Source organism: Pseudoflavonifractor intestinihominis, assembly GCF_040096055.1.
GTDB lineage: Bacteria > Bacillota > Clostridia > Oscillospirales > Oscillospiraceae > Pseudoflavonifractor > Pseudoflavonifractor intestinihominis.
Window position 1 is genome coordinate 80,748 of the sequence record NZ_JBBMFK010000007.1, and the last position, 26,889, is coordinate 107,636.

Sequence of the window (26,889 nt, forward strand, 5' to 3'; positions counted from 1 at the left end):
CTTGTCCTGTTATGTCAGCGGGATGGTCTCTCCGTTGAGGGTTACCGATTCCACCAGCGACAGATCAATGGGCTCATCGAACTCCCACATCACCCAGCCCACCCGCTGGCTCCATACCTCGTCGCAGTAGGCAGGGGTGAGGGTCGTACCGTCGGAGAGCGAGACGGTGAGGGACAGCTCTGAGCCGGTGAGCTGACAGGGGTATTCCTGCCCATCGGGTGTGGAGAAGTCGGTGCAGATGCTGAGGGGAGAGACGGTCACCCGGCCCAGTTGGGCATCCCAATCCCGGCCGTAGGGCAGTTCCCCGTTCCGGGTATAGGGGAATACCAGTATCTCCGCCGGAACGGCGGTCCGCTGTTCCACGGCCTCCACAGGGACAGTGACCTCCCAGTTTCCCTCAATCCGTCCACCGGCCACAGAGTAGTGGGTGCGGAGCGCCAGAAGATTCAGATATGGCAGGGTATCCTCTGTCAGACTGGGCAGGCACACATCCCAGCCCCCCTCCACAGCGGTCCACACTGCGTCCCCCACGCCCTGGCTGGGCCAGCGGTTGGGGGCCTCCGGGTCATAGAGGTAGTATTCAACGCTGAAAACCGGTTGATCGGCGTATTCTGACGCATCGGCGGAGGAGACCTTCTCACTCTGAGCAAAGCGGATGTGGTAGCATCCGTCTGCGGCAAAGCCCATGGAGGAGATGAAGACATCCGGCTGGTCGGATTCCGCTACGGGACTCAATGTGGCGCCGGGAAGCTGCTCATCCCCTACCATGAGCAGGGGCGTCTGGCCCGGCAGGAGCACGGTCACACCGCTTTCCAGCGTGGTGCTCTCCAGGGTGGAAGAGGGTACATCCGTGCCCTCCAGCGCCACGCGGGCCGACCGTTCCCCGGGGAGAAGATAGGTCATATTCAGCTTTGCGCGGGTGGGCGGCTCCTGGGAGAGCTCATCGGTGCCCCGGCTGTACACCAGAGTGGCCAGATGCCGCTCCGGGTCGTAGTCCAGCACCTTCAGTCCGCTTCCGCCGTTGCCCCAGCTGAACGTCCCGCCGGTCTCCAGGGAGAGGAGCAGGTCGCAGGAGGTGTCTTCACGAAAGAGTTCTCCGGTCAGATCCTCCATGGTGAAGTAGAGCCGGGTGACGCGGCTGTCTGCCAGAGCGGCCTGTACCTCCATGCGGATGCCCTGGTCCTCGCAGGAGCCCAGCACCTCGGTGGCGTAGGGGGCCCGAGACCCCAGATCCTCCTGAATGATTTTCCACAGGGTGGGTCCTGCCGCCGCGGCGGCGATCACCAGCGCGGCGCACACGGCCAGGGCGGCCACGGCCCTGCGCGGCAGACCGGGGCGGCGGACGGGGGCGGTATATTCCGCCGACCGGAGCACCTGCTCCCGCATGTCCGCACGGAAGCGCAGGCCGTCCAAAGCCCGGTTCAGGGACTGCGCCATGTCATGCTTCTTCATAATACCACTCCTTCAGCATAGGCTTGAGCCTCTCTCTGGCCCGCATGAGACGGACCGACACGGTTCCGGTGGGAAGGTGGAGCATCTGGGCGATTTCCGGCGTGGAAAAGCCCTGATAGTAGTGAAGCACCACAATCTCCCGGTACTTTTTCGGCAGGGACAGCACGGCGCGGAGCACAGTGCCGTCTTCCGCCTGCTGCTCCGGCGCAGCCAGCTCCCCCAGTGCCTCCCAGTCCACCCGGCGTCTGCGCCAGGGGGAGCGGAGCTGGTGGCGGCACACGTTGACGGCAATGCTGGTCAGCCAGGTTTTGACCGCCGCCCGCCCATCAAAGCGGTCCCAGCTCTGCCAGGCCCGGAGAAAGGTCTCCTGGGCGGCGTCCTCGGCGGCGGCCCGATCCCGCAGGATGAGAAAGCACAGCCGCAGAATACAGTCCCCATGCTCCGCCATGGTCTGCTCCAAATCCATCTGCCTCATCTCCTTTCCTCTGCCTATCAGAGCCGTGAGCCGCCGGTTTTGTTTCATCTGCCGCATAAAAATATTCCGGCAGGGCATCCTCTCCATATCCATGATAAGGGAGGCACTGCCCATGTCCGTTTCATTTGACAAGAGCCAGACCAGAGAAAACCTGATGCGCGCCTTTGCCGGAGAGAGCCAGGCCCGCAACCGCTACACCTTTGCTGCCGGCCTGGCAGAGAAGAACGACCTCCAGGTGCTCCAGGGAGTCTTTCTCTTCACCGCCGGCCAGGAGGAGCAGCACGCCAAGGTGTACTACGACCTGCTGGAGCAACTGTCGGGTCAGACCGTCAAGGTGGACGGCACCTATCCGGTGGATCTCTTCCCCGATGTGCTCAGCCATCTCCGGGCCGCCCGGCGCAATGAGTACCAGGAGTTTGAGCACGATTACACCGGTTTTGCCAAGGTGGCCAAGGAGGAGGGTTTCCCCGAGATTTCCCACATTTTCTCCTCCATCGCCAGGGTGGAAAAGAGCCATGGCGACCGCTTCGGCGCCTTTGCCGACCTGCTGGAGCAGGGCAAACTCTTTGTCAGCGACGTGGAGTGCCGCTGGATGTGTCTCAACTGCGGCCACGTGGTGGAGGGGACCATGGCCCCGGCGGCCTGTCCCGTGTGCAAGCACCCCCAGGGCTACTTTATCCGCTGGGAGATGGCTCCCTGGGGTGTGCCGCTGAAGTGACAAAAATGCGGAGGCGTCTCAGACGAGACGCCTCCGCTTGGCGTTTTATCAGGTCATTGTGCTGTCGGCGATTTTTTCGTCCGTGTCTGCAATCAGCTGCTCCCGCAGGGCCTTTAGAAAGGGAAAGGGGGCGGCGTCCTCCACGCCGTAGGTGCGGTTGAGCTCGAACTCCAGGGGAATCCAGGTGTCCAGCGGGGCCTCGTTGTGCTGGAGCACCGCCTCCATCCGGTCCAGAGCCTTGAACACCCGGGCTTCGGGGGTCGTCCTGGCCTCCATCTCGGCAAACAGGGCGGAAAACTCGTCCGAGAGAGGGCGGGGCAGGGCGGCCGCCAGGCTGTCCACAGCCCTGGCCTCGGTGTGCCGGTGGTCGTCGGTCTTTTCAAAGGCGGGGATGTCGCCGGTGATGGCCTCCCCCAGGTCGTGGATGAGGCACATCTTCAGCACCTTGTCCATATCCACGCCGGGGAGCTGGTCCTTCATCAGAAAGGCCATCAGAGCCAGCCGCCAGGAGTGCTCGGCCACCGACTCATGCCGCCCGCTGGAGGTGTAGGAGTGGCGGGTGTTGCACTTGAGGTGCTCGGCGATGTGGAGAAAATCAAGCAGTTCTTTGGGTTCCATGTTATGTTACCTCCTGGGGCTGCACTCTGGGCCGGTCGGGATGCTCCCCGGACCAGCCCGCCTGGGGCATGGCGCGCAGCGCCGCCATCTCTTCCTCGGTCAGGGCGAAGGAGAACAGGTCCAGGTTCTCCGCCATCCGCTCCGGGCTGGAGGACTTGGGCAGGGGGAGCACGCCCTGCTGAAGGGCAAAGCGCAGGCAGATTTGGGCGGGGGACACGCCGTGGACCTGCGCCAGTTGGGAGAGCAGAGGATGGCCCGCCAGCCGGTTCCGGCCCAGGGGGCTCCAGGCCTCCACCAGGATGTTGTGGGCCTGGCAGAAGGCCGCCGCCTCCGCCTGGATGTAGCCCGGGTGGAACTCCAATTGGTCCACCATGGGGGCCACGTTGGCCCGGGCCAGAAGGGGCTCCAGGTGGTGGGGCAGGAAGTTGCTCACCCCGATGGCACGCACCTGGCCGGACTCATACAGCCGCTCCAGCGCCCGCCAGGTCTCCCGGTCCAACCCGGCCCAGTCCGCCAGCTCCAGGTCCGGCCTGGGCCAGTGGATGAGGTAGAGGTCCAGATAGCCGGTGCCCAGCCGCTCCAGCGTGGCGTCAAAGGCCCGGAGGGCGGCGTCATAGCCCATCTCGGTCTTCCACAGCTTGGAGGTGAGAAAGAAGTCCTCCCGGGGCAGGCCGCTCTCCGCCACGGCACGGCCCAGGGCGGCCTCAGTGCCGTAGAAGGAGGCGGTATCAAAGTGGCGGTACCCCTGGGCGATGGCGGCGGACAGCACGGCGCCGTCCGCCGTCTTATAGGTGCCGAAGCCCACGGCGGGGACGGACACGCCGTTGGAGAGGACAAATTCTTTCTCGGGACTGCACATAGCGGTGCCCCCTTTCCATTTGGGAAAAGGGTACCACGCTCCGGAGGAGAAGTCAACCGGCCTTTGCGGGGGCGGGCGAAGACGCATTCTGGGGATATGCCAGCTTGGGGGCGGGGACCCGGCCGCCCCTGGTGAGGAGGGGCACCAGGCCCATCAGCTCGGCCAGTGCGCACACCTTGTCCATACAGCTGACCACCAGGGACTCCCAGCGGCGGTAGAACCGGTTGAGGGGCAGCGGCCACATGTGGGTGGCAATGATGTCCCGCTCGGTATCGTTGAGGACAAAGCGGGCTTGGGCGTTTTCCAGGGCGTAGAGGGGGTGGCGGAAGGCGTGGTCAGCGCCGGGGCGGGAGTCGGTCTGCCAGTTGTAAAGGAAAAAGTCGTGGAGCAGGCCGCCCCGGGCGGCGGAGCGGGCGTCCAGCCCCAGAGCCGCGCAGACGCGGAAGCTGGAGTAGGCCACCAGACAGCAGTGGTCATAGGTGCTCACCCCCTTGGCGTGCTGGGGGAAAAAGCGCATGGACTGCACGTCAGGGTGGGACTCCAGGTCGGCCACGCAGGCCAGGTACTGAGCGGTATATTTGAAATTCCACATGGTGTTCATACTCCTTTGTAGCCTGTCTGTTGTATCCAGTATACCGGGAAAAGCGAAAGAGAGGCTTTGCATCCCCTTACGATTTCCTTAAGACTTGCGCAAGGAGGCGTAAACAAAGCGGGGTCAGGTCTATTGTGCCATACATGACAGTGGGCCTCCACCAGGGCGGCGTATGGTATGGGTAGAGCTCTGGTAAAGGAAAGAAAAATTCCGCCTGCCATCTTGACGGCAACGGGGGAGAGCGAGTAAAATAACATGTACCGGACGAGAGCGGACAGCCTGGGTACAGCGTACCAAGGCTGTTCTTGCTTTTTGCGCAAGTACAGGGTTTTTGGCCTCTGGGGGCCAGAAACCCTGAATGTTTTCCCGCGGAGCGGGAATAAAAAACGGAGAATGAGAGAAAAAACAGGGACAAGGGCGTCCCGGGACAATGGGGTCCCATCCATTGATGGGAGGAATATAACATGGCAGTGAAGTACATCTTTGTCACCGGCGGCGTGGTCTCCGGGCTGGGTAAGGGCATCGCGGCGGCGTCCCTGGGGCGCCTGCTCAAGCAGCGGGGGCTGCGGGTGGCCCTCCAGAAGTTCGATCCCTATCTGAACGTGGACCCGGGCACCATGAACCCTTACCAGCACGGCGAGGTATTTGTCACCGACGACGGCGCCGAGACCGACCTGGACCTGGGCCACTACGAGCGCTTTACCGACGAAAACCTCACCGTCAACTCCTCGGTCACCTCGGGCAAGGTGTACTGGACCGTGCTGAGCCGGGAGCGGAGCGGCGACTATCTGGGCGGCACCATCCAGGTCATCCCCCACATCACCGACGAGATCAAGAACCGGATCTACCGGGTGGGCCGGTCGGGCATGGCGGACGTGGTCATCACCGAGATCGGCGGCACCGTGGGCGACATTGAGTCCCAGCCCTTCCTGGAGGCCATCCGTCAGGTGGGCCAGGAGGTGGGCCGGCAGGACGTGATGTACCTCCACGTGTCCCTGATCGTGTCCATCCCGGGCACCGGCGAGCTCAAGAGCAAGCCCACCCAGCACTCGGTGAAGGAGCTGCTGGGCCTGGGCATCCAGCCCGACGTGATCCTGGCCCGGAGCGACAGCCCTGTGCCCCGCGACCTGCAGGAGAAGATCGCCCTGTTCTGCAACATTGCCCCGGAGAACGTGATCCCCAACCTGACCGCCCCCATCCTCTACGAGGTGCCCCTCATGCTGGAGGCGGAGGGACTGGCCCGGGCGGTGTGCCGCCGGCTGAGCCTGACCGATATCTCCCCCGACCTGACCGAGTGGCAGGCCATGGTGGAGCGGGCCAAGCACCCCACGGGCACTGTGCGCATCGCCCTGGTGGGCAAGTATGTGGCCCTCCACGACGCCTATCTGTCGGTGGCCGAGGCCCTGACCCACGGCGGCATTGAGAACGACGTGAAGGTGGACATCAAATGGGTGGACGCCGAGCACGTCACCGACGAGAACGCGGCCGATCAGCTGAAGGACTGCGACGGTATCCTGGTGCCCGGCGGCTTCGGCAGCCGGGGTGTGGAGGGCAAGATCTCCGCCATCCGGTATGCCCGGGAGCACAATGTGCCCTTCTTTGGCATCTGCCTGGGCATGCAGATGGCGGTGGTGGAGTTTGCCCGCCACGTGGCCGGCCTCACCGGCGCCCATTCCGCCGAGCTGGACCCGGCCACTCCCTACCCTGTCATCGCCCTGATGGACGAGCAGCGGAACGTGACCGAGAAGGGCGGCACCATGCGCCTGGGGGCCTACCCCTGCCGCCTGAAGGAGGAGAACACCAAGATCCGCCAGGCCTATGGCCAGGAGATGATCTCCGAGCGGCACCGCCACCGCTATGAGTTCAACAACGAGTACCGGGAGACCCTGACGGCCAAGGGACTGGTGCTCTCCGGCCTGTCCCCGGACGGCAGCCTGGTGGAGACCGTGGAGCTGCCCGGTCACCCCTGGTTCGTGGGCGTGCAGTACCACCCGGAGTTCAAGAGCCGTCCCAACAAGGCCCACCCCCTGTTCCGGGCGTTTGTGGCCGCGGCGAAGGAAAAGCAGAAGTGCTGAGATGCGGACGCGGGACGGCTCGTGTCATCCCCGAGCGGTTCCGGCGGAGCCGGGAGCGAGTGGGGACATAAGATGAGGCGGCATGCCGCCTCCCGTCCCAACAAGGCCCACCCCCTGTTCCGGGCATTTGTGGCCGCGGCGAAGGAAAAGCAGAAGTGCTGAGATGCGGACGCGGGACGGCTCGTGTCATCCCCGAGCGGTTCCGGCGGAGCCGGGAGCGAGTGGGGACATAAGATGAGGCGGCATGCCGCCTCCCGTCCCAACAAGGCCCACCCCCTGTTCCGGGCGTTTGTGGCTGCGGCCAAGGCAGGGAAGTAATCATAATATAAATTATGTAAATTGACTGCGGCGAAGAGAAAGGAGAACGCCTGTGTTCCAGGGCTTCAGCGACGAGACGATAGATTTTATGTGGGGCATCCGCTTCAACAACGAAAAGGCCTGGTTTGAGGCCCACAAGGAGGAATACCTCACCTATTTCTACAACCCCATGCGGGAACTGGGGCGGCAGGTGTTTGACGGCATGACGCAGCGGCACGGGGACCTGGGGCTGGTGCTCAAGGTGTCCCGCATCTACCGGGACGCCCGGCGGCTCCACGGACGGGGGCCCTACAAGGACCACCTGTGGCTGTCCATAGAGCGTCCAGGATGCGAGCAGTGGACTGGCCGTCCCACCTTCTGGTTTGAACTGGGGCCGGAGGCGTGGAGCTACGGCCTGGGCTACTGGTGCGCCAGCGCCCTGACCATGGCTAAGTTCCGCGCCCGGCTGGACCGGGACCCCAAGCCCTTTGAGAAGCTGGCCCGGGCCTTCGATAAGCAGGACCTGTTCGTGCTGGAGGGGGAGGAGTACAAGCGGCCCAAGGGGCAGACCACCCCGCTGCTGGCGCCCTGGTACAACCGGAAGGGGCTGGTGCTCTCCCGGGAGTGCTCCAACGGCGGCGTGCTCTTCACGCCGGAGCTGCCCGACGTACTGCTGGAGGGCTTTGAGTGGCTGCTGCCCTACTACCGGTATTTCCTCACCCTGGAAGGAGACCCGGACCCCAGGGACGGACAGTAAAAAGAAAAAATTGCATCACAAAAAAAGCCCGCTGCCGCACATACTGTCTCTGAACGGACAGAAAGGCGGCGGACGGGATGGAATACAGGCGGAAAAGGCAGAGATTCGCTCTGATGAGCGGCGCGGCGGTCCTGGCGCTGGCCCTTTTGGCGGGGGCGGCGCTGAGGGCCGCTTTGCCTGCCGCCGTCACGGCGGAGGCGGAGGTGCCCCTGCTGCCTGAGGATGGGGAGCAGAAGCTCATCGCCCTCACCTTTGACGACGGACCCCGGCGCTCCACCACCACCGCCTTGCTGGACGGCCTGGCGGAACGGGGGGTCCACGCCACCTTTTTCCTCATCGGCGCCCAGGTGGAGGGCAACGAGGACGTGGTCCGGCGCATGGAGGCGGAGGGGCACCAGGTGGGCATTCACACCTACGACCACGTGGCTCTCACCGGGCTGAACCGGGCGGACTTTGACGCCCAGGTGGGCCGCACCAGAGCGCTGCTCTCCACTGTGCTGGGCCACGGGGATTTTCTTCTCCGGCCGCCCTACGGCATGACGGACGCCTCGGTGAAGGCCTGGGCGGAGTGCCCCATCATCATCTGGTCCATCGACCCGGAGGACTGGCGGGATCAGAACACCCCCCGTGAGGTGGAGGAGGTGGTGTCCCAGGCCAGGGACGGGGCAATCATTCTCATGCATGACATCTTTCCTGCCTCGGTGGACGCGGCGCTTCAGATCGTGGACCGGCTCCACGCCCAGGGCTATCTGTTTGTCACCGTGGAGGAGCTGTTTGCCGCCCGGCACATTTCGCTGGAGCCGGGAAAGAGCTACTCCAACGCCTATCCATAGGCAAGAGGAACGTTTTCAGGCCTGATACTGCCCGGTTTTCCGGCGGCGTCAGGCCTGTTTTTGCCTCAGAAACACCCGGCAGCCGGACGCGGCGGGGCGGCCTGCAAATCCCTTGCTTTTTCCCGCCTCCGGAGGTACAATATTGATACTTTAGTTATGCAATACGGCAGGCTGGCCGGCGTCCCGGATCTCCGGAGGGAGGAACTGCAATGACACGGGAAGAAGCTTTTGAATTTCTGGATCGGACCGCCCGGGGCATTGCGGAGATGTTCGGCAGCTCCTGCGAGACCCTGGTCCACGATATGGGGGACCCCACCCACCCCATCCTGTCCATCTATAACGGACATATCTCCGGGCGGACCGTTGGCTCCACCATGGACATCCTGGGCACCGACCTGGCCCTGGATGAGACCGCCCTGGTGACCGACTTCGTCAATCTGTACGCCACCACCCCCAGCGGCCAGCAGATCAAGAGCAGTACCTTCCACCTGATCGGGGACGGGTACAATCTGGCCCTGGGCATCAATTTTGACTACACCTCTCTGGTGTACGCAAACCGGATCCTGGTGGACCTGATGAGCGCCGAGGCAGACCTCCAGAGCGCCATGTGGCGGGGCGGAGACAGCCAGCTCTCCGCCATCTTTGACGAGTGCCTCAGCGTTGTGGGCAAGCCGGTGTCCGCCCTGACCAAAAAGGACCGGATGAAGATCATTGCCCTGCTGGATCAGAAAAACGCCTTTTCCTTCCGCAAGTCGGTGCCCTTTGTGGCCCGGCGGCTCCAGGTGTCCCGGTACACGGTGTACAAATACCTGGGAGAGCTGACCGGCGGCGGGGAGGAAGAGGAGAAATAGAGCCCATACCCGGCCAGGCCGGAAAGAAGGAGGAAATTTCATGATGAAATACGAGGAGCAGATCCGTGCCTATTTTGACGACCCCGCCAAGCAGCGGGAACTGGTGGCGGCGGTGTGCCGTCTGGTGTCCGTCCGCAGCGTGAAGGAGGAGGCCCAGCCGGGCATGCCCTTCGGCGAGGGCCCTGCCCGGGCGCTGGACGAGGCCCTGAAGCTGTGCGATGAGCTGGGCTTTGCCACCAGGAACCACGACGGCTACGTGGGCACCGCCGAGCTCAACGACAAGGACACCATCCTCCACATCCTGGCCCACATGGACGTGGTGGGCGAGGGCAAGGGCTGGGATACCGACCCCTACGGCCCGGTGGAGAAGGACGGCGTGCTCTACGGCCGGGGCGTGGCCGACGACAAGGGCCCCGCTGTGGCGGCCCTGTTCGCCATGAAGTGCGTGAAGGACCTGGGCCTGCCTCTGAACCACTCCGCCCGCATGATCCTGGGCACCGACGAGGAGTCCGGCTCCGAGGACATCGCCCACTACTACGCCACCGAGCCCTACGCCAAGTACACCTTCTCCCCCGACGCGGATTTCCCCGTCATCAACATCGAGAAGGGCCACTACCACCCCGACTTCGGCAGCACCTGGGCCAAGTCCGAGGTCCTGCCCCGGGTGACCGGGCTGAAGGGCGGCTTCCGCACCAACGTGGTGCCGCCGGAGTCCCAGGTCCTGGTGGTGGGCGTGTCCGCCGCCGACCTGGAGGCCGCCGCCCAGCAGACCGCCGCGGAGACCGGCGCCACCTTCACCCTGGAGGCGGCGGAAGAGGGGACCCTTATCCTCTGCGCGGGCAAGAACGCCCACGCCGCCAACCCTGACGGCGGCAACAACGCCATCACCGCCCTGCTGACCCTGCTGGACCGTCTGCCTCTGGCCGACTGCGGCAGCACCGCCGCCATCAAGTCCATGCACACCCTCTTCCCCCACGGGGACACCCGCGGCGAGGCGCTGGGCATTGCCCAGGCCGACGAGCTGTCCGGCCCCCTGACCCTGAACCTGGCCCTCATGACCCTGGATGAGACCGGCTTCAGCGCCAAGTTCGACGTGCGTTTCCCCATCTGCGCCAACGAGGATAACTGCAAGAAGGCCTGCGAGGCCTCCTTTGCCGCCCGCGGCATCACCGTCACCGGCGACGGGGACATGACCAGCGTCCACCACACCGACGCCAACTCCCCCTTTGTCCGCACCCTGCTGGCCTGCTATGAGAACTACACCGGCGTGAAGGACGCCAAGCCCCTGGCCATCGGCGGCGGCACCTATGTCCACGACATCCCCGGCGGCGTGGCCTTCGGCTGCGAGCTGCCCGGCGCCGATCCCCGCATGCACGGTCCCAACGAGCGCATCCCTGTGGCCGACCTGGTGCTCTCCTGCAAGATCTTTGCCCAGGCCATCGCCGAGCTGTGCGGCTGACCGCTGCCCAGGACGACCTGCCGGGCCGATTCCCTTTCCCCGCGCATAGACAGAGCGGAGTCGTTCCGGCCTGCCTGAAGCGCCGGAACCTCCCTCTGGATGTCTGTGTCACATACAGAGAATGGAGGAACTGAGAATGAAGAAACTGCGCAAGCTCACACTGCTCACCCTGGCCCTGTCCCTTGTCCTGTGCCTGACCGCCTGCGGCCTTTTGGGCGGAGGCGTCACCAAGCAGGACGCGGTGGACTACGTCAAGGCCCAGATGGACGTGATCTACAAGGGCGAGTACCAGGAGTACCTGAAGCTGGTGACCGACTCCAGTGAGGAGGAGTGCCAGCAGGCATATGATGACAAGATGCTCAACGAGGCCCAGTATCTGATGAGCAGCCTGGGCATCGAGTATCCCACCGACGAGCTGACTGCCCGCTTTGCCGAGGCCTACCGCCAGATCTTCGCCAAGGCGGACTACACCGTCCAGGAGGCCAGCAGGATGGACGACGGCAGCTACTCCGTCAAGGTGACGGTGCGGCCCATCGACATCATCGACCAGCTCAACGACGCCTACCCCGCCTTCTCCGAGACCTTTGAGGCCAAGTACGCCGACGTGGACATTGACTCCATGACGGACGAAGCGTATTCGGACTGGTATGTCAATACCTACGACGCCGACTACGGCCAGGGCCTGGCCGACCTGCTGGAGTCCCTGATCCCCTCTCTGGGCTACATGGACGAGACCTCCATCCTGGTGCAGGTCCAGCCTGACGAGGAAGGCTACTACTACCTGAGCGAGGACGACTTTACCAATCTGGACTGGCTGGTGGTCTACTACGACAGCCTGGGTTCCTGAATTGAAAAAAAGCGGCAGTCCGGTTTTAACCGGACTGCCGCTTTTTTCTGTATGTCTCAGGAGAAGAGGGCCATGAGGGAGGCACCGAACTTGTTCCAGTAGCCCATGACAAAGATGATGAGCACCAGCAGGGGCAGCACATAGCGGAAGTAGGGACGGAACCGGGCGGGGAAGCGGATGCCGTCGCCTGCGTCCGCCTCGGCCAGGAAATTGTCCCAGCCCCAGCCCCGCCTGGAGACGCAGAAGAGCAGATACACCAGGCTGCCCAGGGGGAGCAGGTTGTCCGACAGGACAAAGTCCTCCAGATCCATGACCACGCTGCCGTCCCCGAAGGGCTGGAAGCCGGACCACAGGTTGAAGCCCAGCAGGCAGGGCAGGCTGAGGATGATGATGACCACCAGGTTCACCAGTACCGACTTTTTGTGGCTCCACCCCCACTTGTCCATGGGGAAGGAGATGATGTTCTGGAACACGGCGATGACCGTGGACAGGGCGGCGAAGGACATGAACACGAAGAACAGCGCGCCCCACAGCCGGCCCAGAGGCATGGAGTTGAACACGTTGGGCAGGGTGAGGAAGATCAGGTTGGGGCCGCTGTCGGGCTGGATGCCGAAGGCGAAGGCGGAGGGGAAGATGACCAGACCCACCACAAAGGCCACAAAGGTGTCCAGAATGCCCACGTTGATGGCCTCGCCCATGAGGCGGTGCTCCTTGCCGATGTAGCTGCCGAAGATGGCCATGGCGCCGATGCCCAGGGACAGGGTGAAGAAGGACTGCCCCATGGCGGCAAAGATGGCCTCGCCCAGGATGAAGTTGCCGTTGGCGTCGTACATCAGGTTGTGGAAGTTGGGCTTGAGGTAGAACTCCAGGCCCTGGACCGCGTTCTCCAGGGTGACCGACCGGACCACCAGCACGATCAGGATGGCCAGCAGCAGCACCATCATCACCTTGGTGATCTTCTCCACACCGTCCTGAAGGCCCAGGGAACACACGCCCATGCCGATGAGTACCACAATGATCATGAAGATGAGCATGAGCCCCGGGTTGGACAGCATGCCGTAGTAGATGTCCTGGACGGCCTGGGGGTCAGCGCCCACAAAGTCGCCCTTGGCCATCTTGATGCAGTAGAGGATCATCCAGCCGGCCACTGTGGTGTAGAACATCATCAGCATGTAGTTGCCCGCCATGCCGAACCAGCTGTACCAGTGCCACTTGGTGCCCTTGGGCTCCAGCTTGTGGAAACTGGTGGCGATACTCTGGCGGCTGGCGCGGCCCACAGAGAACTCCATGGCCATGATGGGCAGGCCCAGAATCACCAGAAATACCAGGTAGATGAGCACAAAGGCGGCGCCGCCGTACTTGCCCACAATGTAGGGAAAGCGCCACACGTTTCCCAAACCGATGGCACATCCCGCCGAAATGAGCACAAAGCCCAGACGGGAGGCAAAGGTCTCTCTCTCCTTCACAGGAAATCCTCCTTACATCTTTATGAAAGATATTGTGAAAACAGACACCGGATTATCATAGTGCATTTATCGGGGAAAGTCAATCTTCAGACAGGACGATTAGGGGGAAACCAGGGAATCAGGACGAGATATCTGCAAAATATTTTAAACCGGCGGGACGAAATTTCCGGAGGGCCTAGAGAACAGTTTTGTATGCTTATGCCGCCGGTTTGAATATAGAAATAAGAGCAGGCGCGTTGGAATGTTCCAATGCGCCTGCTTTGTACTGGTTAGCTTTAGCGTAACGACGCCCCCCAGCTCAGCCGGGGGTCCTGACTACTGCGCCAGATAGTCCTGCCACCACTGTGCCGATTCCTGCCAGTGGGCGGTGTTGGCGGCGGTCTGCTTCCGGGGGACCAGGCCCACATCATCAGTCAGGTACTCCCCCAGCCAGGCGGAGAAGACGGCCGCGCCGTCCTGGTTCAGGTGGCCGCCGTCGTAGAGATGAAGCGTGGGCACCAGCCCGATCTCCTCAAACATCTCGCTCCAGTTGCAGAAGATCACGTTCTCGTCCAGAGCCTGGATTTCCCGGCCGATGCGCTCGTAGGTCTCCTGGGTGCAGCGGGTGTAGGTGGGGTTGAAGGTGATGATGGGAGTGGCCCCATGCTCCTGGCACAGGTCCAGAATTTTGTCCAGCCAGGACAGGTTGGAGGCGTAGTCCTCGTCCGAGATCTCCCGGTCGGCCACATAGGGTTCGACTCCCACCCCCTCCTTCACCTCGTCGATGGCGGTGTACCCCTTCAGGTAGTCCCGCTGGATGGGGAACAGGGCCCGCTTCACGTCCCCAGGGCGGATCTCCGACCAGCGTCCGTGGTAGAACCACAGGTCAAAGAGCAGCCCGGTGCGCAGGTCCGGCTCGGCGGCGGTGAAGATGGCCCCCAGCTTGTTGAGGGAGAAGGGCATCAGGTCGATGTTGAGCTGGGTGTAGTTCTGGTACTGTGCGAAGAAGAGAGAGGTGGCCTCCAGCACCACCGCGGAGGGGGACTGGGTCTTGAAGACCTCCTTCAGGTACCAGTAGGTGATGGACAGGGTCTGCTCCGAGCCGCCCATCACGTACCCCGTCAGTCCGGAGCTGCCGTAGATGACGGAGGGGTTGAAGTCGCAGTAGGCGTAGGAGCTGCCCAGGTAGATGACGTCCAGGCTGTCCTCCGGCTCGGCCCGGAAGGAGCTCCAGGTGGAGCCGTAGTCCGTGTGGGCGGGGCGGAGCACGTCGGAGGCGAAGTTGAGCAGCAGAGCGGTGATGAGCAGGAAAACCGCGACCAGCGGCAGTTCCCTGCGGAGAAAACGAGATTTCAAGCCGGGTCCTCCTTCCGGTCAGAAGCTGAAGCCATAGATAAAAGACTGGGCGTCGTACCCTGCGCCGTAGCTGCCCAGCACCACGCAGGAGAAGAGCAGGAACCACAGCGCCAGCCACCGCGCCGGGCGGGGGGCGGAGAGGTAGTCGGCGGTGATGTCGTGGTTGACCGACCGCAGGTCCACGACCAGCAGTACCACCAGCCCGAAGAGGGCCGCCAGCAGCTCCCAACGGTCCAGGCCCATGCTGGTGAAGACCCACAGGGGCCCGTGGAGCATGCCGGACAGAATGTCCAGCCCGGTGGACACCGACCCGGCCTTGAAGAACACAAAGGCCGCTGTGGCCAGCAGGAAGGTGCAGAAAATCTGCCACAGCCGCAGGGGCCAGCCGTCCTCTTTCAGATGGAGGGCGCTGTGGACCTTGCCCCGGAGAGGAGCGGTGACGCCGCCGATGACCTGATACAGGCCGTTGAGCAGTCCCCACACCACAAAGGTCATGGCCGCGCCGTGCCACAGCCCGCTGACGGCAAAGACGATGAGCACGTTCAGGTACTTCCGGGCCGTGCCCCGCCGGGAGCCGCCCAGGGGGATATAGAGGTAGTCCCGGAACCAGAAGGACAGGGACATGTGCCACCGCCGCCAGAACTCCGCGATGGAGCGGGAGAAGAAGGGGGTGCGGAAGTTCTCTATCAGGGAGAAGCCCATGGCCCGGGCGGTGCCCAGGGCCATGTCGGAGTAGGAGGAGAAGTCACAGTAGAGCTGGAGGGAGAAGGCCACGGCGGCCCCCGCCAGCTGGAGGGCGCCGAAGTCCTGGGGCGCGGTAAAGATGGTGTTCACCAGCACGGCCAGCCGGTCAGCCAGCACCAGCTTCTTGAATGCGCCCCACAGGAACCGGAACAGTCCGGCCCGGAACTCGTCCCAGTCGAACCGGTGCTCCGAGCGGAACTGGGGCAGCAGCTGGTCCGCCCGGGCAATGGGGCCGGAGACGATGTGGGGGAAGAAGGAGAGAAACAGGGCGTAGAGGAGCAGATCCCGCTCCGCCGGAACCTTGCCCCGGTACACGTCGATGACGTACCCCATGGCCTGGAACAGGTAGAAGGAGATGCCCACGGGCATCAGGATGTCCAGCACCGGGGCCGAGAAGGAGAAGCCCAGAGCGCCCAGGCCCCGCCCTACCAGGGACAGGGCGAAGTTCAGGTACTTGAACACGAACAGCAGCAGGCCCAGGATCACCAGGCAGGCCGCCAGGGCGCCCTTGCTTTTCTTCCGCTCCAGCAGCCGCCCGGTCAGGTAGGATGCGGCGATGGTGAAGAGCAGAAAGGTGAGATATACGGGCTTGGCGCACAGGTAGAAGAACCAGCTGGCCAGCAGCAGCCAGGGGTTGCGGGCCCGCTGGGGCAGCAGGAAAAAGACCAGCGCCGTCACGGGAAAGAAGCAGAAGAACTGCGGCGTGAGGAAGGTCACGGAGTCACCGCCTTTTCAAAAAGTAGGTACTATTTTAGCCGATACAGCGGGGAAAGTCAATTTACCGGCCTGCCGCGGCCCGTACGGAGGCGACCGATGGCACGCCCACCCGCCCGGAAGATCAGGCTGCGCACATAGTCCACGCCGATGCCCGCGATAAAGATGGCCAGACCGATGGCCAGGGCTCCGGCCAGGCACAGGGGCGTGGAGAACTGGGCCAGAAATGCGGTCCGGCCCGCCAGCAGGTGGGACCACACAAGCGGGTGGGTGTGGAGCAGGTACACGCCGAAGGACAGGGGCGCGCAGAAGGACATCACCCGGGCTATGGGAGCGGGCAGGGCAGGCATACGGCACAGGGCCAGGAACAGGCACAGGGCGGCCAGAAGGATGAGGGGAGAGGTGTAGGACAGGAGGATCCCCCATTTAAAAAAGGCACCGGGCTGGGATACGCCGAAGGTCTTGCCCGCCAGGGCGAGCAGAGAGAATGCCGCATATCCGGCCAGCAGCAGCCAGGGCTGGGGCAGGCGGGCGGGGGGATGGAGCCGCAGGTATCCGCCCAGCAGGTAGAGCACCGCCAGCCAGGCCACGCTGTACCCGCCCCGGGTGGAGAAAATCTCCTCCGGGGAGATGAAATCGGCCAGGGAAAAGACAGCAATCAGCGCCAGAACCAGCCGTTTGGCAGAAGCAGGGGACAGGGCGGTGAGGGCGCTGTCCAGGAAGGGCATCAGCAGGAAAAGGGCGAAATAGGCGCTGAAATACCAGTAGGTGCCGTTGAGCACCGGAAAAAAGGGCGCGATCATGTCCCGGACACGGAGAGAGCCGGGGTCAAGCAGGCCGAACAGGACCGTGAGCGCGGCGGAGTAAAACGCCGCCTGGAGCCAGAGGGCGCTCAGCCGGGAGAGGGGGTGCCTCCGTCCCACGCCCAGGTAGCCGCTGAGCAGGCCGTAGCAGTTCACCGCGCAGGAGCACAGGGCCTCCAGGCTCCAGAGGGCCCACCAGCGGAGGGAGCCGGGCGGCAGGGCGGAGAGCAGGCCGCCCACGCCGGAGATGTGGAGCAGGACCACCATCAGCATGGACCCGTTGCGCAGGACGTCCGGGCCGGAGAGCCGGGCATTGGTGGATGGGGACAAGAATATCGCCTCCCTGACGTAGATCTGTCATGTTCTGCGGAGGTAGCTGTTCTCATCATAGGGAGGGCGGGGGAGAATGTCAAGCCCCGGGCCATACAGCAAAGCTTTAACTTATTTTAATAAAACACCCATGGAAGAAATAAGATTACTCTGCTATGCTTGGCGGTACCTGGGAGAAGGAGGATATTGTCCATGGAATTGCTGCTCAACATACTGCGCGTCATTCTGGCCCTGCTGGCCGCGGCGGCGGTGGGGACGCTGATTTTCTTCAAGCTGACCGCCGGCCTCCGGGACAGCCGCCGCCGCTGGGCGGAAAAGCGAGTGGGGCAGGGGGCGCGGAAGGCCCTGCTCCTGTACCAGCCCTCCAACGCCAGGCGCAACGTGCCCCAGGCGGAGGCGCTGGCCGCCCGCCTGGCGGAGAAGGGCTATGCCGTGACGGTGAACCACCCCTCGGAGGACCTGCCCTACGCGCCCGGAGACTACGACCTGCTGGTGTTCGGCACCCCCGTCTACCTGGGGGAGACCGCCCGGCCGCTGCGCCGGTATCTGGAGACCCACCCCTTCACCGGCAAGCGGGTGCTGCTGTATGTGGACGGCCTGGACCTGGAGCACGCCCCTGAGCTGGAGCCGCTGAAGGAGCTGGTGCCCCCGGGCAATGAGCTCCACGCCGTCAAGGTGGCGCCCCGGGACCGGGCGGGACTGCTGGCCTTTGCCGCGGAATACGGAGGCTGAGGGCGTGGTCATAGTGAGGGACAAACCTGCATATATATCTCACATCCTGAGAAACGACACGGGAGTGTGGATTGGTATGCAGACAGACTGGAACGAGAACCATGCCTTCCTGCGGGGCGAGGCGGCGGCGGAGCCTGTGGTCTCCCACGAGAACCGGGGCGTCACCTACTGGACCTTCCCCCTGCGGGTGGAGCGGCTGTCCGGTGCGGAGGACCGGCTCAACGTGGTGGTCTCCGCCGGGCAGCTGGAACAGTGCCCGGTGACGCCGGGGACAGAGTTGGAGATCGAGGGGGAGGTCCGCTCCTTCAACAACAAGAGCGGCCGGGGCAGCCGGCTGGTCATCACCCTCTTTGCCCGCAGCCTGCGCCGGGCGGAGGGGGAGCACGCCAACGACCTGTCCCTGGCCGGGGTGCTGTGCAAGTCGCCGGTGCTCCGCCGAACCCCGCTTGGCCGGGACATCTGCGACCTGATGCTGGCGGTGAACCGCCGGTACGGCCGGGCGGACTACCTGCCCTGCATCGTGTGGGGATCCCTGGCCCAGCGGTGCGCCTCCCTCAGCGTGGGGGACGGCGTACGGCTGGAGGGCCGGCTTCAGAGCCGGCAGTACATCAAGGTGGAGAACGGACAGAACCTGACCCGCACCGCCTTTGAGGTGTCGGTGATGAAGCTGGAGCCGGCGGGGGCGGCCATCCTGCCGGAGCAGACTCAACAGGCGTCCCTCTGACCGCAGAACAGAGACGGTCTCCCCGCTGTGGGAGACCGTCTCAGCGTGTCGAAGAATTTCTGTTCAAACGCGATGGCCTGGATTGCGGCGGGGGAGTTCGAGGGGGCAGCCGCCCGCCTCGAATGGAATCGAATGCTCTGCAAGCCTTGCGATGCAAGGGTTGCGGCGAGCAGAGCGAGGACTTTTGTACCGCTGTGCGGTACAAAAGTAACGGCATTTTTGCAGGCTGTCGAAAAAGTCCAAGGACTTTTTCGACAGCCTGAGACGGTCTCCCCGCTGTGGGAGACCGTCTTTGACAGAATCTGATTCTTACGCTATAATAACATCTTACATCCTTTTGCGGGGGAAATCGTACAAATGAACCAACTGCTGAGACGAGAGAGAACATATGGGGCGGGGACAGAGTCGGAAGCGCGCTGTGCCGTACTCCCGGACAGCCGCCGGTGGGCGGTGCTGCTGGCGGTGCTGCTGCTGACGCCCTTTACCGCGGTGTGGCTGATGCAGCTGGCCTACGGCGTGCCGCCGTGGGCCATGCCGCTACCTGCGGCAGCGGCCAATGCCCTCTGTATCGCCCTGCTCTACTGGCCGCTGTGCGGCCTGACCGGGCAGGTAAGGCGCTGCTGCTGCGGCATCCACATCGCGGCGGGCGCCTGGGGCGCGGCCAACTATTTTGTCAACCTCTTCCGGGGCACGCCCATCCTGCCCTGGGACTTCTCTGCCCTGGGTACCGCAGCCGACGTGGCGGGGAGCTACCGCTTTGTCCCCACCTGGCAGATGTGCCTGGCGGCCGCCCTGGCCGCGGCACTGGTGTGGGGACTGAGACGGAAGCAGGTGCGGAGCAAGCTGCGGCTGACGGGCTGGAAGGCCCGGCTGGGGTTGGCCTGCGCCGGGCTGGCCTGCCTGTTTTTCCTGCTTCCCACCAGCCGGCTGGGAGAGCTGGGGGTGGTCACCGACGTGTGGGACCCCGCTGGGTCCTACCGCGCCAGCGGCTGCCTGGCCACCTTCCTGCGCAACACCGAGTTCCTGGAGGTGGACAAGCCGGCGGACACCTCGCCGGAGGGCGTGGACCGGCTCATGTCCCAGGCGTCTGGCCCGGCAGGAACGGCGGCCGCCCCGGAGCGGCCCAACGTGATCGCCATTATGAACGAGTCCTGGGCGGATTTTGAGTTCTTCGGCAATCTGGACCTGAGCGAGAGCGTGGTGGACTATGTCAGCACTCTGGACAACGGGGTATTCGGCCACGCCTATACCTCCGTGTTTGGCGCGGGCACCAGCGCCAGCGAGTTTGAATTTCTCACCGGCAACTCCATGGCCTTTCTCCCCTCCGGCAGCATCCCCTATCAGCAGTATGTGCTGGAGCCCACCTATTCCCTGGCATCCCTGCTCAAGGAGCAGGGGTACAGCACCCTGGCCTTTCACCCGGGCACCCGCACCTCCTGGCAGCGGGACCGGGCCTATCCCCTGCTGGGCTTTGACAGCTTCAAATGCGGCGACGATATGGACGTGCCCCAGACTATGGAGCACGGCTATGTGAGCGACCAGTCGGACTTCGAGCAGGTCATATGGGAGCTGGAGCACAAGGAGGCGGACAAACCCCTGTTCCTTTTCAACGTCACCATTCAGAACCACGGCAGCTACACCGTGGAGGACTACCCGGCGGAGGTGACGGTGGCCGACGAGCCGGGGAAGTACCCCATGGCGGAGCAGTACCTCACCCTGGCCAACAAGAGCGACCAGGCCTTCCGCACGCTGATCGAGTACCTCTCCCAGCTGGACGAGCCCACCATTTTGGTCATGTTCGGTGACCATCAGCCCTCGGTGGAGCAGGAATTCCTGGACAAGGCCTACGGCGTCACCCAGGGGGAGATGACCATGGAGCAGTACATGGGCAAATACCAGGTGCCCTTTGTGGTTTGGGCCAACTATCCCCTTCCGGAGGAGGTGCCCCAGGTGACCAGTCTGAACTTTCTGGCCCTGTACGTGCTGCGCTGCGCCGGGCTGGAGGGCACGGCCTGGGACAATTTCCTCTGGGACGTGCAGGAGCAGCTGCCCGCCATGACCTTTGTGGGGTACACGGACACCAGCGGCCACGCGTACAGCCACCTGGAGCAGAATGAATATACCGGCCTGATCGAGCAGTACCGGCAGGTGCAGTACAACAACCTCTTCGGCGGCCGGGACCGGCGGGAGCAGTATTTTTCCCTGAGAGCGGGGCAATAAACAGGGGAGCGCGCCGCGCATTTTAAAATGAAACAGGGCGTGTGCTGCAAAAATTTGGCGCAAGCGGGGGCGAATATAAAAATCTCACGGGGCAAAGCTATGTTCGGATTCTCAATCCAACAAACTTAAACACAAGGAGATGCACAAGCTATGACCAGTTCCAACAAGGCTGTTGTCCCCAGCGCCCGTGAGGCTCTCGACAAGTTCAAGATGGAGGCCGCCTCCGAGGTGGGCGTCAACCTGAAGCAGGGCTACAACGGTGACCTGACCTCCCGTGAGGCCGGCTCCGTGGGCGGCCAGATGGTCAAGAAGATGATCCAGGCCTACGAGAACGGCATGCAGTAACCCCTGGGCCATCCGGACCGGAAGACCCCGGACGGTGCTCTGAAAAAGGCGAGGCGCGCGGTGTATGCCGCGCGCCTCGCCTTTTTTTCCAGCCGGCCGTTTCCAGGACGGTGTGGGGCGGAAATGGCGGGATTTCGCGGACAAAAACATAAAAAACATGCCGCTTTTTGGCGAAAATAACAAAAAACGTTGACGAAGTTGGGCGATTAGTATATTATAATATCAATTGTAAACTGATTTTGAGGCCGCCTTCCTGGAGGCGGGCTCTCCGACACAAGGCATATGGGGGGATCCCTGTGGTAAGGATTGGGATCGTGGATGACGAAAAAGAGGCCAGAGAGCAGCTGCGGGCCGCGATCAGACGGTTTGAAGAAGAGTACCAGGTGGAGTTCGAGATACAGGAGTTCGACAGCGCGCAGGCCTACCTGGCCGACCCGAACAACGACTGCGACATCCTATACATGGACATCGACATGCCCAAAATGACAGGGATGGAGCTGGCCGAGCGGATCCGGGAGACGAACGGAGAGATCATCCTGATCTTCTGCACCAATCTGGAGCAGTTCGCCCTGAACGGGTACAGCGTCTCCGCCCTGGGCTTTCTGGTAAAGCCGGTGCAGTGGTACCCCCTCCGGCTGTACCTGGAACGGGCGCTGAAGGTGATAGAGAAGCGGACCCGGCGGGCACAGCAGCCGGAGATGAGGCGGATCGTGATCAAGGACGGGACAGTCTCGAAGGTGGTGGATGCGTCGTCCATCCGGTATGTGGAGGTCCAGCAGCACTATCTTTTTTACCACATGCAGGGCGATTCGGCCGGCCGGGACACCGTGGTCAAGACCCGCGGGACCATGCAGGAGGCCACCGATCTGCTGGTGCCCCGGGGATTTGTGCGCTGCAGCTCCAGCTTTCTGGTCAATCTGGAGCATATCACGGCGGTGAGCCGCATGAACGTCTACCTGGGGGAGGAGGCCCTGCCCTTGGGGAGGACGTACAAGGACGCATTCACCAGGGAATTTTCCCGTTTTCTGGCGAAAAAGGGATGGGGTGATCCGTGTTGATCCTGGACTTTCTCCTCCGCTGGCAGATCGAGATAGGAATGCTGGGAGCGGCCTGCCTGTTCGTGCCGTGGAACCGGCGCAGGCCCCATTTCCTCTTCCGCGCCGTACTGGGGGTGGGCCTCCTGTTCGCGGTCGCCTACCTGGAGTCCGCCCTCATGAAGGACGGGTGGAGGAGCGCCTTGCCCACCTATGTCATCTCCCTGCTGCTGGATACAGCTCTCCTGGTCCTTCTGATCTGGCGGAGCTTTGACTGCAGCCCCGTCCACGCCATGTTCTCCGCCACCTGCGCCTACGCGGTGCAGCATATGACCAGCAAGCTGGCCTACATGGACGTGATGAGCCTGCTGCACCGCGGCCCCATCCAGAAGTGGTATCCCCTGCTGCTGCTGCTGCTGGCCAACGTCCTGGTGTGCGTGCCCATCTTTTTGGGCTTTACCCGCCGCTTTTTCAAAGAGGGACAGCTCATGTTCGACCGGCGCAAGACAGTGATCTACTCCGGACTGTTCCTCTTTGTGGCGGTCTACCTCAGCTCTTTGCTGGAGCAGAATCTGGACACATCGGCCCTCACCTATCTCACCAGCTATCTGGCCCTCAACGCCTTCTGCGTGCTCTTCGCTGTGGCCGTGCTGTCCATGGAGTTCTCCAATTGCAGCATGAAGCGGCTGGAGAGTGAGAACCTGATCCTGGAGCAGATGCTGGAGAACGACAGGCAGCAGTACGAGCTGGCCAAACAGGAGATGGAGAAGATCAATATCCGCTACCACGACCTCAAGCAGCAGTATTCCCGGGCCCCGGATGAGGAGCGGGCCGAGCTGGAGCAGGAGATGGAGGCCATCCGGCTGCGCTACTACACAGGGAACAAGGCTCTGGACATCGTCCTCACCCAGAAATCCGGCCTGTGCGAGCAGGCGGGCATCCAGCTGGTGTGCTCGGTGGACGGCAGCTGCCTGTCCGGCATGACCCACTACCACATCTACTCCATGCTGGGCAACGCCATCGACAACGCCATGGAGTGCCTGGCCAAGGTGGAGGACAAGGAGAAGAAGGTGATCAACCTGTCCATCTGCCGCCGGGCGGATATGGCGGTCATCTGTGTGGAGAATTATACGCCCGTTCCGCCGGTGGTGCGGGACGGTGCTCTGGTCACCACCAAGCAGGATGCGGCCTCCCACGGATACGGCACAAAGAGCATAAAAAGTATCGCCGAGCTGTACGGCGGGACCGCCGATTATTTCGTGGAAGAAGAAATTTTTTATTTGCTGATTACGATTCCGTGCGCGGGAACGGTTGCCCGAACCGACCGCGCAGCGTGCTGAATCGGAGCCAGGAGACGAGTATCCCCCCATGGATATGGGGGGATATTTTTTTCACCTCTGCTGATTGCGACGCATTTTTTGACAATGGTGCCAGAGCGATTGACGCTCCGGGAGAATCTCAATATCATGGTCGTATCAAGGCAAAGAGAGGAAACGTTTCCGACCCGGCCGCACCCCGCAAGAGGCGCGGCCACCCCGGGCCGGAACCCTCCGAAAACGGGCGGTGCACAGCCCGCTTTCAGAGGGGTTCGGCCATGTTCCAAACGTGTTAAGGAGGTCAAATTGATGGCACGAAAGGCAACCACAAAAAAGTCCCAGCGCTGGCTCGGACTGGCTGGTGCAGCAATCCTGATCGCAAACCTTACTTTGACCGGGACTGCCGTCGCGTTCCAGCAGGAGGGCGAGATCAACCACGCGCTGGGCATTGAGGGCTCCGGCGCTACCTACGGCGGAACCGAGTTCACGGACGACGGTTCCCTGTCGGACGAGGGCTATGCCAAGTACATTGAAGCTGCCTACGACTTCTGCGAGCAGGAAGAGGAAGAGGGCAGCGTCCTGCTCTATAACAAGGACAACGCTCTGCCCCTGTCGGAGGACGAACGGAACGTGACCGCCTTCGGCCGCGGCAGCGTGGACCCTGTGTTCCGGAGCACCGCCGGCGGCTCCTCCACCAACAAGGAGTATCAGCAGACCCCGGTGGACGCCCTGAAGGGCGCCGGCTTCAACGTCAACCAGACGGTGCTGGACGCCTACTCCTCCGCTGAGGACCCCGGCGCCCGCAGCGTGTCCCACGTGGGCGAGTATGACCCCGCCGTCTACACCGATAGCGTTCAGGCTTCCTTTGACGACTACAGCGATGTGGCCTTTGTCACCCTCTCCCGCTTCGCCACTGAGGGCAACGACCTGGCCATGGTCAACGACAAGGGCGCCCGGATGCTGGAGCTGGACGAGGACGAGCGGGCCATCTTCCAGATGATCAAGGACTCCGGCAAGTTCGACAAGGTCGTTGTGATCCTCAACTCCGTGTTCGCCATGGAGCTGGACTGGCTGGAGGAGTACGACGTGGACGCCGTGCTGTGGGTGGGCAACCCCGGCTTCTACGGCATGCCCGGCGCCGTCCGTGTGATCACCGGCGAGGTCAACCCCTCCGGCCACACGGTGGATACCTTTGCCGCCAACTCCCTGTCCGCCCCCTCCGCCGAGAACTTCGGCCTGCACTCCTATGACTACGGCAGCAAGACGCCCCGGGCGGCCGGCGACAGCTTCGTGACCTACAACGAGGGCATCTACGTGGGCTACAAGTACTACGAGACCCGGTATGAGGACACCGTTCTGGGCCAGGGCAACGCCAGCTCCTCCGTGGGCACCAAGGCGTCCACCGACGGCTGGAACTACGCCGAGGAGGTCTGCTTCCCCTTCGGCTTCGGCCTGTCCTACACCACCTACGAGTACACCATGGACAGCCTGGTGTATGACGCCGACGCCGACACCTTCACCGCCACTGTCACCGTGGCCAACACCGGCGACATGGACGGCAAGGCCAGCGTCCAGCTCTACTTCCAGAGCCCCTACACCGACTACGACAAGGAGAACGGCATCGAGAAGGCCTCCATCCAGCTGCTGGCCTACGACAAGGTTGACGTGGCGGCCGGCGCCTCCGAGACCGTCACCCTGGAGGTGCCCGGTTACTTCCTGGCCTCCTATGACGCCAACAACGCCAAGGGCTACATCCTGGATGCCGGCGACTACTACTTCGCCGTCGGCAACGGCGCCCACGAGGCCCTGAACAACGTTCTGGCCCTCAAGTGCGGCGACGAGGTGAGCGGCAAGCTGGTGGACCAGGACGGCAACGTGGTCACCGGCAACACCGCCGCGGCCGCCAAGTGGACCTCCACCAACGCCACCGTGGACACCGAGAAGTACCGTCAGTCCCGCTACGACAGCAGCGTCACCGTCACCAACACCTTTGACGACGCCGACATCAACTACTGGGTCAACGACGACGAGAAGGTCACCTACCTGTCCCGCAGCGCCTGGGACACCACCTACCCCGTGACCGTTGAGACCATCACCGTCAACGACAAGCTCTACGACGGCCTCAACATGCAGTTCTACACCAAGGCTGATGACGCCAAGAGCGTCTCCGACTTCCAGCTGGGCGTGACGCTGGACGAGAAGATCGACTTCATCGACATGAAGGGCGTGGACTTTGACGATCCCAAGTGGGACGACTTCCTCTCCCAGCTCACCCTCAGCGAGCTGCTCATCAACATGGGCGACTCCAAGGGCATCAAGGCCGTGAAGGCCGTCAACAAGCCCGGCTGCACCATCGTGGACGGCCCCGAGGGCATGAACGGCCAGTTCAAGTACGGCGACCGCCGCAACTGCACCGGCTGGGCCACCCTGCCCATCGTGGCGGCCTCCTGGGACCATGACCTGCAGTACCGCTTCGGCCAGATGTACGGCGAGGACGCTCTGTACGCCTCCATCCCCATTGCCTACGCCCCCGGCTGCGATATCCACCGTTCCCCCTACTCCGGCCGCAGCTCCGAGTACTTCTCCGAGGACGCGATGCTCACCTACTACGCCGCTGCCAATGTCTCTGAGGGCATGCGCAGCAAGGGCCTGATCGGCACCATCAAGCACTTCTTCCTCAACGAGCAGGAGGCCGGCCGTCAGGGCATCTCCACCTTTGCCAACGAGCAGTCCATCCGCGAGATCTACATGCGGGCCTTTGAGGGCTCCCTGTCCAGCAGCAACGGCGAGCAGGACGGCAGCAAGTCCCTGGGCGTGATGACCGCCTACAACCGTATCGGCGTGATGTACGCCGCGGCCAGCCAGGGCATCCAGCACATCCTGCGGGACGAGTGGAACTACGGCGGCTACATCATCGACGACGCTCTGACCGCTTCCGAGTACTCCTCCGCTCCTGAAATGCTGATGGCGGGCAACAACATCTTCTGTCTGGATACCGCCCGTCCCACTCAGATCGAGGAGCTGATCACCTCCACCGACGACGGCGACCTGCTGGAGAAGGTGCTGGAGTCCAACCACTATCTCTACTACGTCATGCTCCAGTCCTCCATGGGCAACTCCTCTGCCGAGGACCTGGTGGTGAGCGACGCGATGCCCTGGTGGCAGATCATGCTTATCTCGGTGGACGCCGTGTTCTGTGCGCTGGCTGTTGCCGCTGTTGTCATGTACGTGCTGCATACCTATACCGATGTCTTTTCCCGCAGGAAAAGCTCGGCTGGGCGGAATTGACGGAG

General features: G+C 63.1%; 23 protein-coding genes. 14 read left to right on the plus strand and 9 right to left on the minus strand.

Annotation, left to right across the window (positions count from 1 at the left end; translation table 11 throughout):
• Positions 1–9 precede the first annotated feature (9 nt).
• Both WMO64_RS05905 and WMO64_RS05910 read right to left on the minus strand, forming a co-directional pair.
• Positions 10–1,452 (minus strand): hypothetical protein, encoded by a 1,443-nt coding sequence (locus WMO64_RS05905; RefSeq protein ID WP_349231345.1) that lies wholly within the window; start codon positions 1,450–1,452, stop codon positions 10–12.
• The gene (locus WMO64_RS05910) at positions 1,439–1,918 is read right to left on the minus strand and encodes a sigma-70 family RNA polymerase sigma factor (protein WP_294517580.1); all 480 of its coding nucleotides are present in this window, start codon (positions 1,916–1,918) and stop codon (positions 1,439–1,441) included. The genes WMO64_RS05905 and WMO64_RS05910 overlap by 14 nt, the downstream gene beginning before the upstream one ends.
• 121 nt (positions 1,919–2,039) lie before the next feature.
• Here WMO64_RS05910 and rbr point away from each other — a divergent pair, with 121 nt between their 5' ends.
• Entirely contained in the window at positions 2,040–2,645 is a 606-nt protein-coding gene (gene rbr, locus WMO64_RS05915) for a rubrerythrin (RefSeq protein WP_294517583.1), read from the plus strand.
• Between the two features lie 48 nt (positions 2,646–2,693).
• On the opposite strand, the gene WMO64_RS05920 is transcribed toward rbr, so the two are convergent.
• From WMO64_RS05920 to WMO64_RS05930, 3 genes are read right to left on the minus strand one after another with little or no spacing between them, the layout of a single operon-like run.
• Positions 2,694–3,263: an HD domain-containing protein gene (locus WMO64_RS05920; protein WP_294517585.1), complete on the minus strand. Its 570-nt coding sequence runs from the start codon at positions 3,261–3,263 to the stop codon at positions 2,694–2,696.
• Position 3,264: 1 nt separating this feature from the next.
• Entirely contained in the window at positions 3,265–4,122 is an 858-nt protein-coding gene (locus WMO64_RS05925) for an aldo/keto reductase (RefSeq protein ID WP_349231346.1), read from the minus strand.
• A gap of 52 nt (positions 4,123–4,174) precedes the next feature.
• On the minus strand, positions 4,175–4,714 hold the full coding sequence (locus tag WMO64_RS05930) for an HD domain-containing protein (RefSeq protein ID WP_349231347.1): 540 nt from the start codon (positions 4,712–4,714) through the stop codon (positions 4,175–4,177).
• Positions 4,715–5,178: 464 nt separating this feature from the next.
• Here WMO64_RS05930 and pyrG point away from each other — a divergent pair, with 464 nt between their 5' ends.
• From pyrG to WMO64_RS05960, 6 genes are all read left to right on the plus strand, one after another.
• On the plus strand, positions 5,179–6,789 hold the full coding sequence (pyrG, locus tag WMO64_RS05935; RefSeq protein ID WP_349231348.1) for a CTP synthase: 1,611 nt from the start codon (positions 5,179–5,181) through the stop codon (positions 6,787–6,789).
• A 370-nt stretch (positions 6,790–7,159) separates the two neighbouring features.
• Positions 7,160–7,843 carry a DUF2461 domain-containing protein gene (locus WMO64_RS05940; RefSeq protein WP_349231349.1) on the plus strand — a complete coding sequence of 228 codons (684 nt, stop codon included), beginning with the start codon at positions 7,160–7,162 and terminating at the stop codon, positions 7,841–7,843.
• A gap of 77 nt (positions 7,844–7,920) precedes the next feature.
• Positions 7,921–8,676, plus strand: a complete 756-nt coding sequence (locus WMO64_RS05945; protein WP_349231350.1) for a polysaccharide deacetylase family protein — start codon at positions 7,921–7,923, stop codon at positions 8,674–8,676.
• A gap of 209 nt (positions 8,677–8,885) precedes the next feature.
• Positions 8,886–9,527 carry a helix-turn-helix transcriptional regulator gene (locus WMO64_RS05950; RefSeq protein ID WP_294517599.1) on the plus strand — a complete coding sequence of 214 codons (642 nt, stop codon included), beginning with the start codon at positions 8,886–8,888 and terminating at the stop codon, positions 9,525–9,527.
• A 40-nt stretch (positions 9,528–9,567) separates the two neighbouring features.
• Positions 9,568–10,986 (plus strand): M20 family metallopeptidase, encoded by a 1,419-nt coding sequence (locus WMO64_RS05955; RefSeq protein ID WP_349231351.1) that lies wholly within the window; start codon positions 9,568–9,570, stop codon positions 10,984–10,986.
• Positions 10,987–11,122: 136 nt separating this feature from the next.
• Positions 11,123–11,833, plus strand: a complete 711-nt coding sequence (locus WMO64_RS05960) for a hypothetical protein (RefSeq protein WP_294517602.1) — start codon at positions 11,123–11,125, stop codon at positions 11,831–11,833.
• A 56-nt stretch (positions 11,834–11,889) separates the two neighbouring features.
• Here the strand turns inward: WMO64_RS05960 and WMO64_RS05965 are convergent, their stop codons facing one another.
• The 4 genes from WMO64_RS05965 to WMO64_RS05980 all read right to left on the minus strand — a co-directional run bounded on the left by WMO64_RS05965 (position 11,890) and on the right by WMO64_RS05980 (position 17,225).
• The gene (locus WMO64_RS05965) at positions 11,890–13,299 is read right to left on the minus strand and encodes a sodium-dependent transporter (RefSeq protein WP_349231352.1); all 1,410 of its coding nucleotides are present in this window, start codon (positions 13,297–13,299) and stop codon (positions 11,890–11,892) included.
• A gap of 315 nt (positions 13,300–13,614) precedes the next feature.
• The gene (locus WMO64_RS05970; protein ID WP_349231353.1) at positions 13,615–14,634 is read right to left on the minus strand and encodes an SGNH/GDSL hydrolase family protein; all 1,020 of its coding nucleotides are present in this window, start codon (positions 14,632–14,634) and stop codon (positions 13,615–13,617) included.
• A gap of 18 nt (positions 14,635–14,652) precedes the next feature.
• A complete protein-coding gene (locus WMO64_RS05975) occupies positions 14,653–16,095 on the minus strand; it encodes an MBOAT family O-acyltransferase (RefSeq protein WP_294517608.1) in 1,443 nt (480 codons plus the stop codon).
• Positions 16,096–16,151: 56 nt separating this feature from the next.
• Positions 16,152–17,225, minus strand: a complete 1,074-nt coding sequence (locus WMO64_RS05980; protein WP_349231354.1) for an acyltransferase family protein — start codon at positions 17,223–17,225, stop codon at positions 16,152–16,154.
• Positions 17,226–17,417: 192 nt separating this feature from the next.
• Between WMO64_RS05980 and WMO64_RS05985 the strand changes: the two genes are divergently transcribed.
• From WMO64_RS05985 to WMO64_RS06015, 7 genes are all read left to right on the plus strand, one after another.
• Positions 17,418–17,957, plus strand: coding sequence for a flavodoxin family protein (locus WMO64_RS05985; RefSeq protein ID WP_349231355.1), 540 nt, complete (start codon positions 17,418–17,420; stop codon positions 17,955–17,957).
• Positions 17,958–18,033: 76 nt separating this feature from the next.
• Positions 18,034–18,681 carry a single-stranded DNA-binding protein gene (locus WMO64_RS05990; protein ID WP_349231356.1) on the plus strand — a complete coding sequence of 216 codons (648 nt, stop codon included), beginning with the start codon at positions 18,034–18,036 and terminating at the stop codon, positions 18,679–18,681.
• Between the two features lie 357 nt (positions 18,682–19,038).
• A complete protein-coding gene (locus WMO64_RS05995; protein WP_349231357.1) occupies positions 19,039–20,901 on the plus strand; it encodes an LTA synthase family protein in 1,863 nt (620 codons plus the stop codon).
• Between the two features lie 150 nt (positions 20,902–21,051).
• Positions 21,052–21,246, plus strand: a complete 195-nt coding sequence (locus WMO64_RS06000) for an alpha/beta-type small acid-soluble spore protein (protein ID WP_294517618.1) — start codon at positions 21,052–21,054, stop codon at positions 21,244–21,246.
• Between the two features lie 314 nt (positions 21,247–21,560).
• Positions 21,561–22,304, plus strand: coding sequence for a LytR/AlgR family response regulator transcription factor (locus WMO64_RS06005; protein ID WP_349231358.1), 744 nt, complete (start codon positions 21,561–21,563; stop codon positions 22,302–22,304).
• Positions 22,298–23,620 (plus strand): ATP-binding protein, encoded by a 1,323-nt coding sequence (locus tag WMO64_RS06010; RefSeq protein WP_349231359.1) that lies wholly within the window; start codon positions 22,298–22,300, stop codon positions 23,618–23,620. The genes WMO64_RS06005 and WMO64_RS06010 overlap by 7 nt, the downstream gene beginning before the upstream one ends.
• A 285-nt stretch (positions 23,621–23,905) precedes the next feature.
• Positions 23,906–26,884, plus strand: a complete 2,979-nt coding sequence (locus WMO64_RS06015) for a glycoside hydrolase family 3 protein (protein WP_349231360.1) — start codon at positions 23,906–23,908, stop codon at positions 26,882–26,884.
• The last annotated feature ends 5 nt before the right edge of the window (positions 26,885–26,889 follow it).

Coding starts and splice junctions, on each gene's coding strand:
- WMO64_RS05930 (WP_349231347.1), bottom strand. CDS start 4,714: ATGTGGAATTTCAAATATACCGCTCAGTACCTGGCCTGCGTGGCCGAC.
- WMO64_RS05920 (WP_294517585.1), bottom strand. CDS start 3,263: ATGGAACCCAAAGAACTGCTTGATTTTCTCCACATCGCCGAGCACCTC.
- WMO64_RS05990 (WP_349231356.1), top strand. CDS start 18,034: ATGCAGACAGACTGGAACGAGAACCATGCCTTCCTGCGGGGCGAGGCG.
- WMO64_RS05925 (WP_349231346.1), bottom strand. CDS start 4,122: ATGTGCAGTCCCGAGAAAGAATTTGTCCTCTCCAACGGCGTGTCCGTC.
- rbr (WP_294517583.1), top strand. CDS start 2,040: ATGTCCGTTTCATTTGACAAGAGCCAGACCAGAGAAAACCTGATGCGC.
- WMO64_RS05955 (WP_349231351.1), top strand. CDS start 9,568: ATGATGAAATACGAGGAGCAGATCCGTGCCTATTTTGACGACCCCGCC.
- WMO64_RS06015 (WP_349231360.1), top strand. CDS start 23,906: ATGGCACGAAAGGCAACCACAAAAAAGTCCCAGCGCTGGCTCGGACTG.
- WMO64_RS05910 (WP_294517580.1), bottom strand. CDS start 1,918: ATGGATTTGGAGCAGACCATGGCGGAGCATGGGGACTGTATTCTGCGG.
- WMO64_RS06000 (WP_294517618.1), top strand. CDS start 21,052: ATGACCAGTTCCAACAAGGCTGTTGTCCCCAGCGCCCGTGAGGCTCTC.
- WMO64_RS05950 (WP_294517599.1), top strand. CDS start 8,886: ATGACACGGGAAGAAGCTTTTGAATTTCTGGATCGGACCGCCCGGGGC.
- WMO64_RS05960 (WP_294517602.1), top strand. CDS start 11,123: ATGAAGAAACTGCGCAAGCTCACACTGCTCACCCTGGCCCTGTCCCTT.
- WMO64_RS05945 (WP_349231350.1), top strand. CDS start 7,921: ATGGAATACAGGCGGAAAAGGCAGAGATTCGCTCTGATGAGCGGCGCG.
- WMO64_RS05985 (WP_349231355.1), top strand. CDS start 17,418: ATGGAATTGCTGCTCAACATACTGCGCGTCATTCTGGCCCTGCTGGCC.
- WMO64_RS05995 (WP_349231357.1), top strand. CDS start 19,039: ATGAACCAACTGCTGAGACGAGAGAGAACATATGGGGCGGGGACAGAG.
- WMO64_RS05905 (WP_349231345.1), bottom strand. CDS start 1,452: ATGAAGAAGCATGACATGGCGCAGTCCCTGAACCGGGCTTTGGACGGC.
- pyrG (WP_349231348.1), top strand. CDS start 5,179: ATGGCAGTGAAGTACATCTTTGTCACCGGCGGCGTGGTCTCCGGGCTG.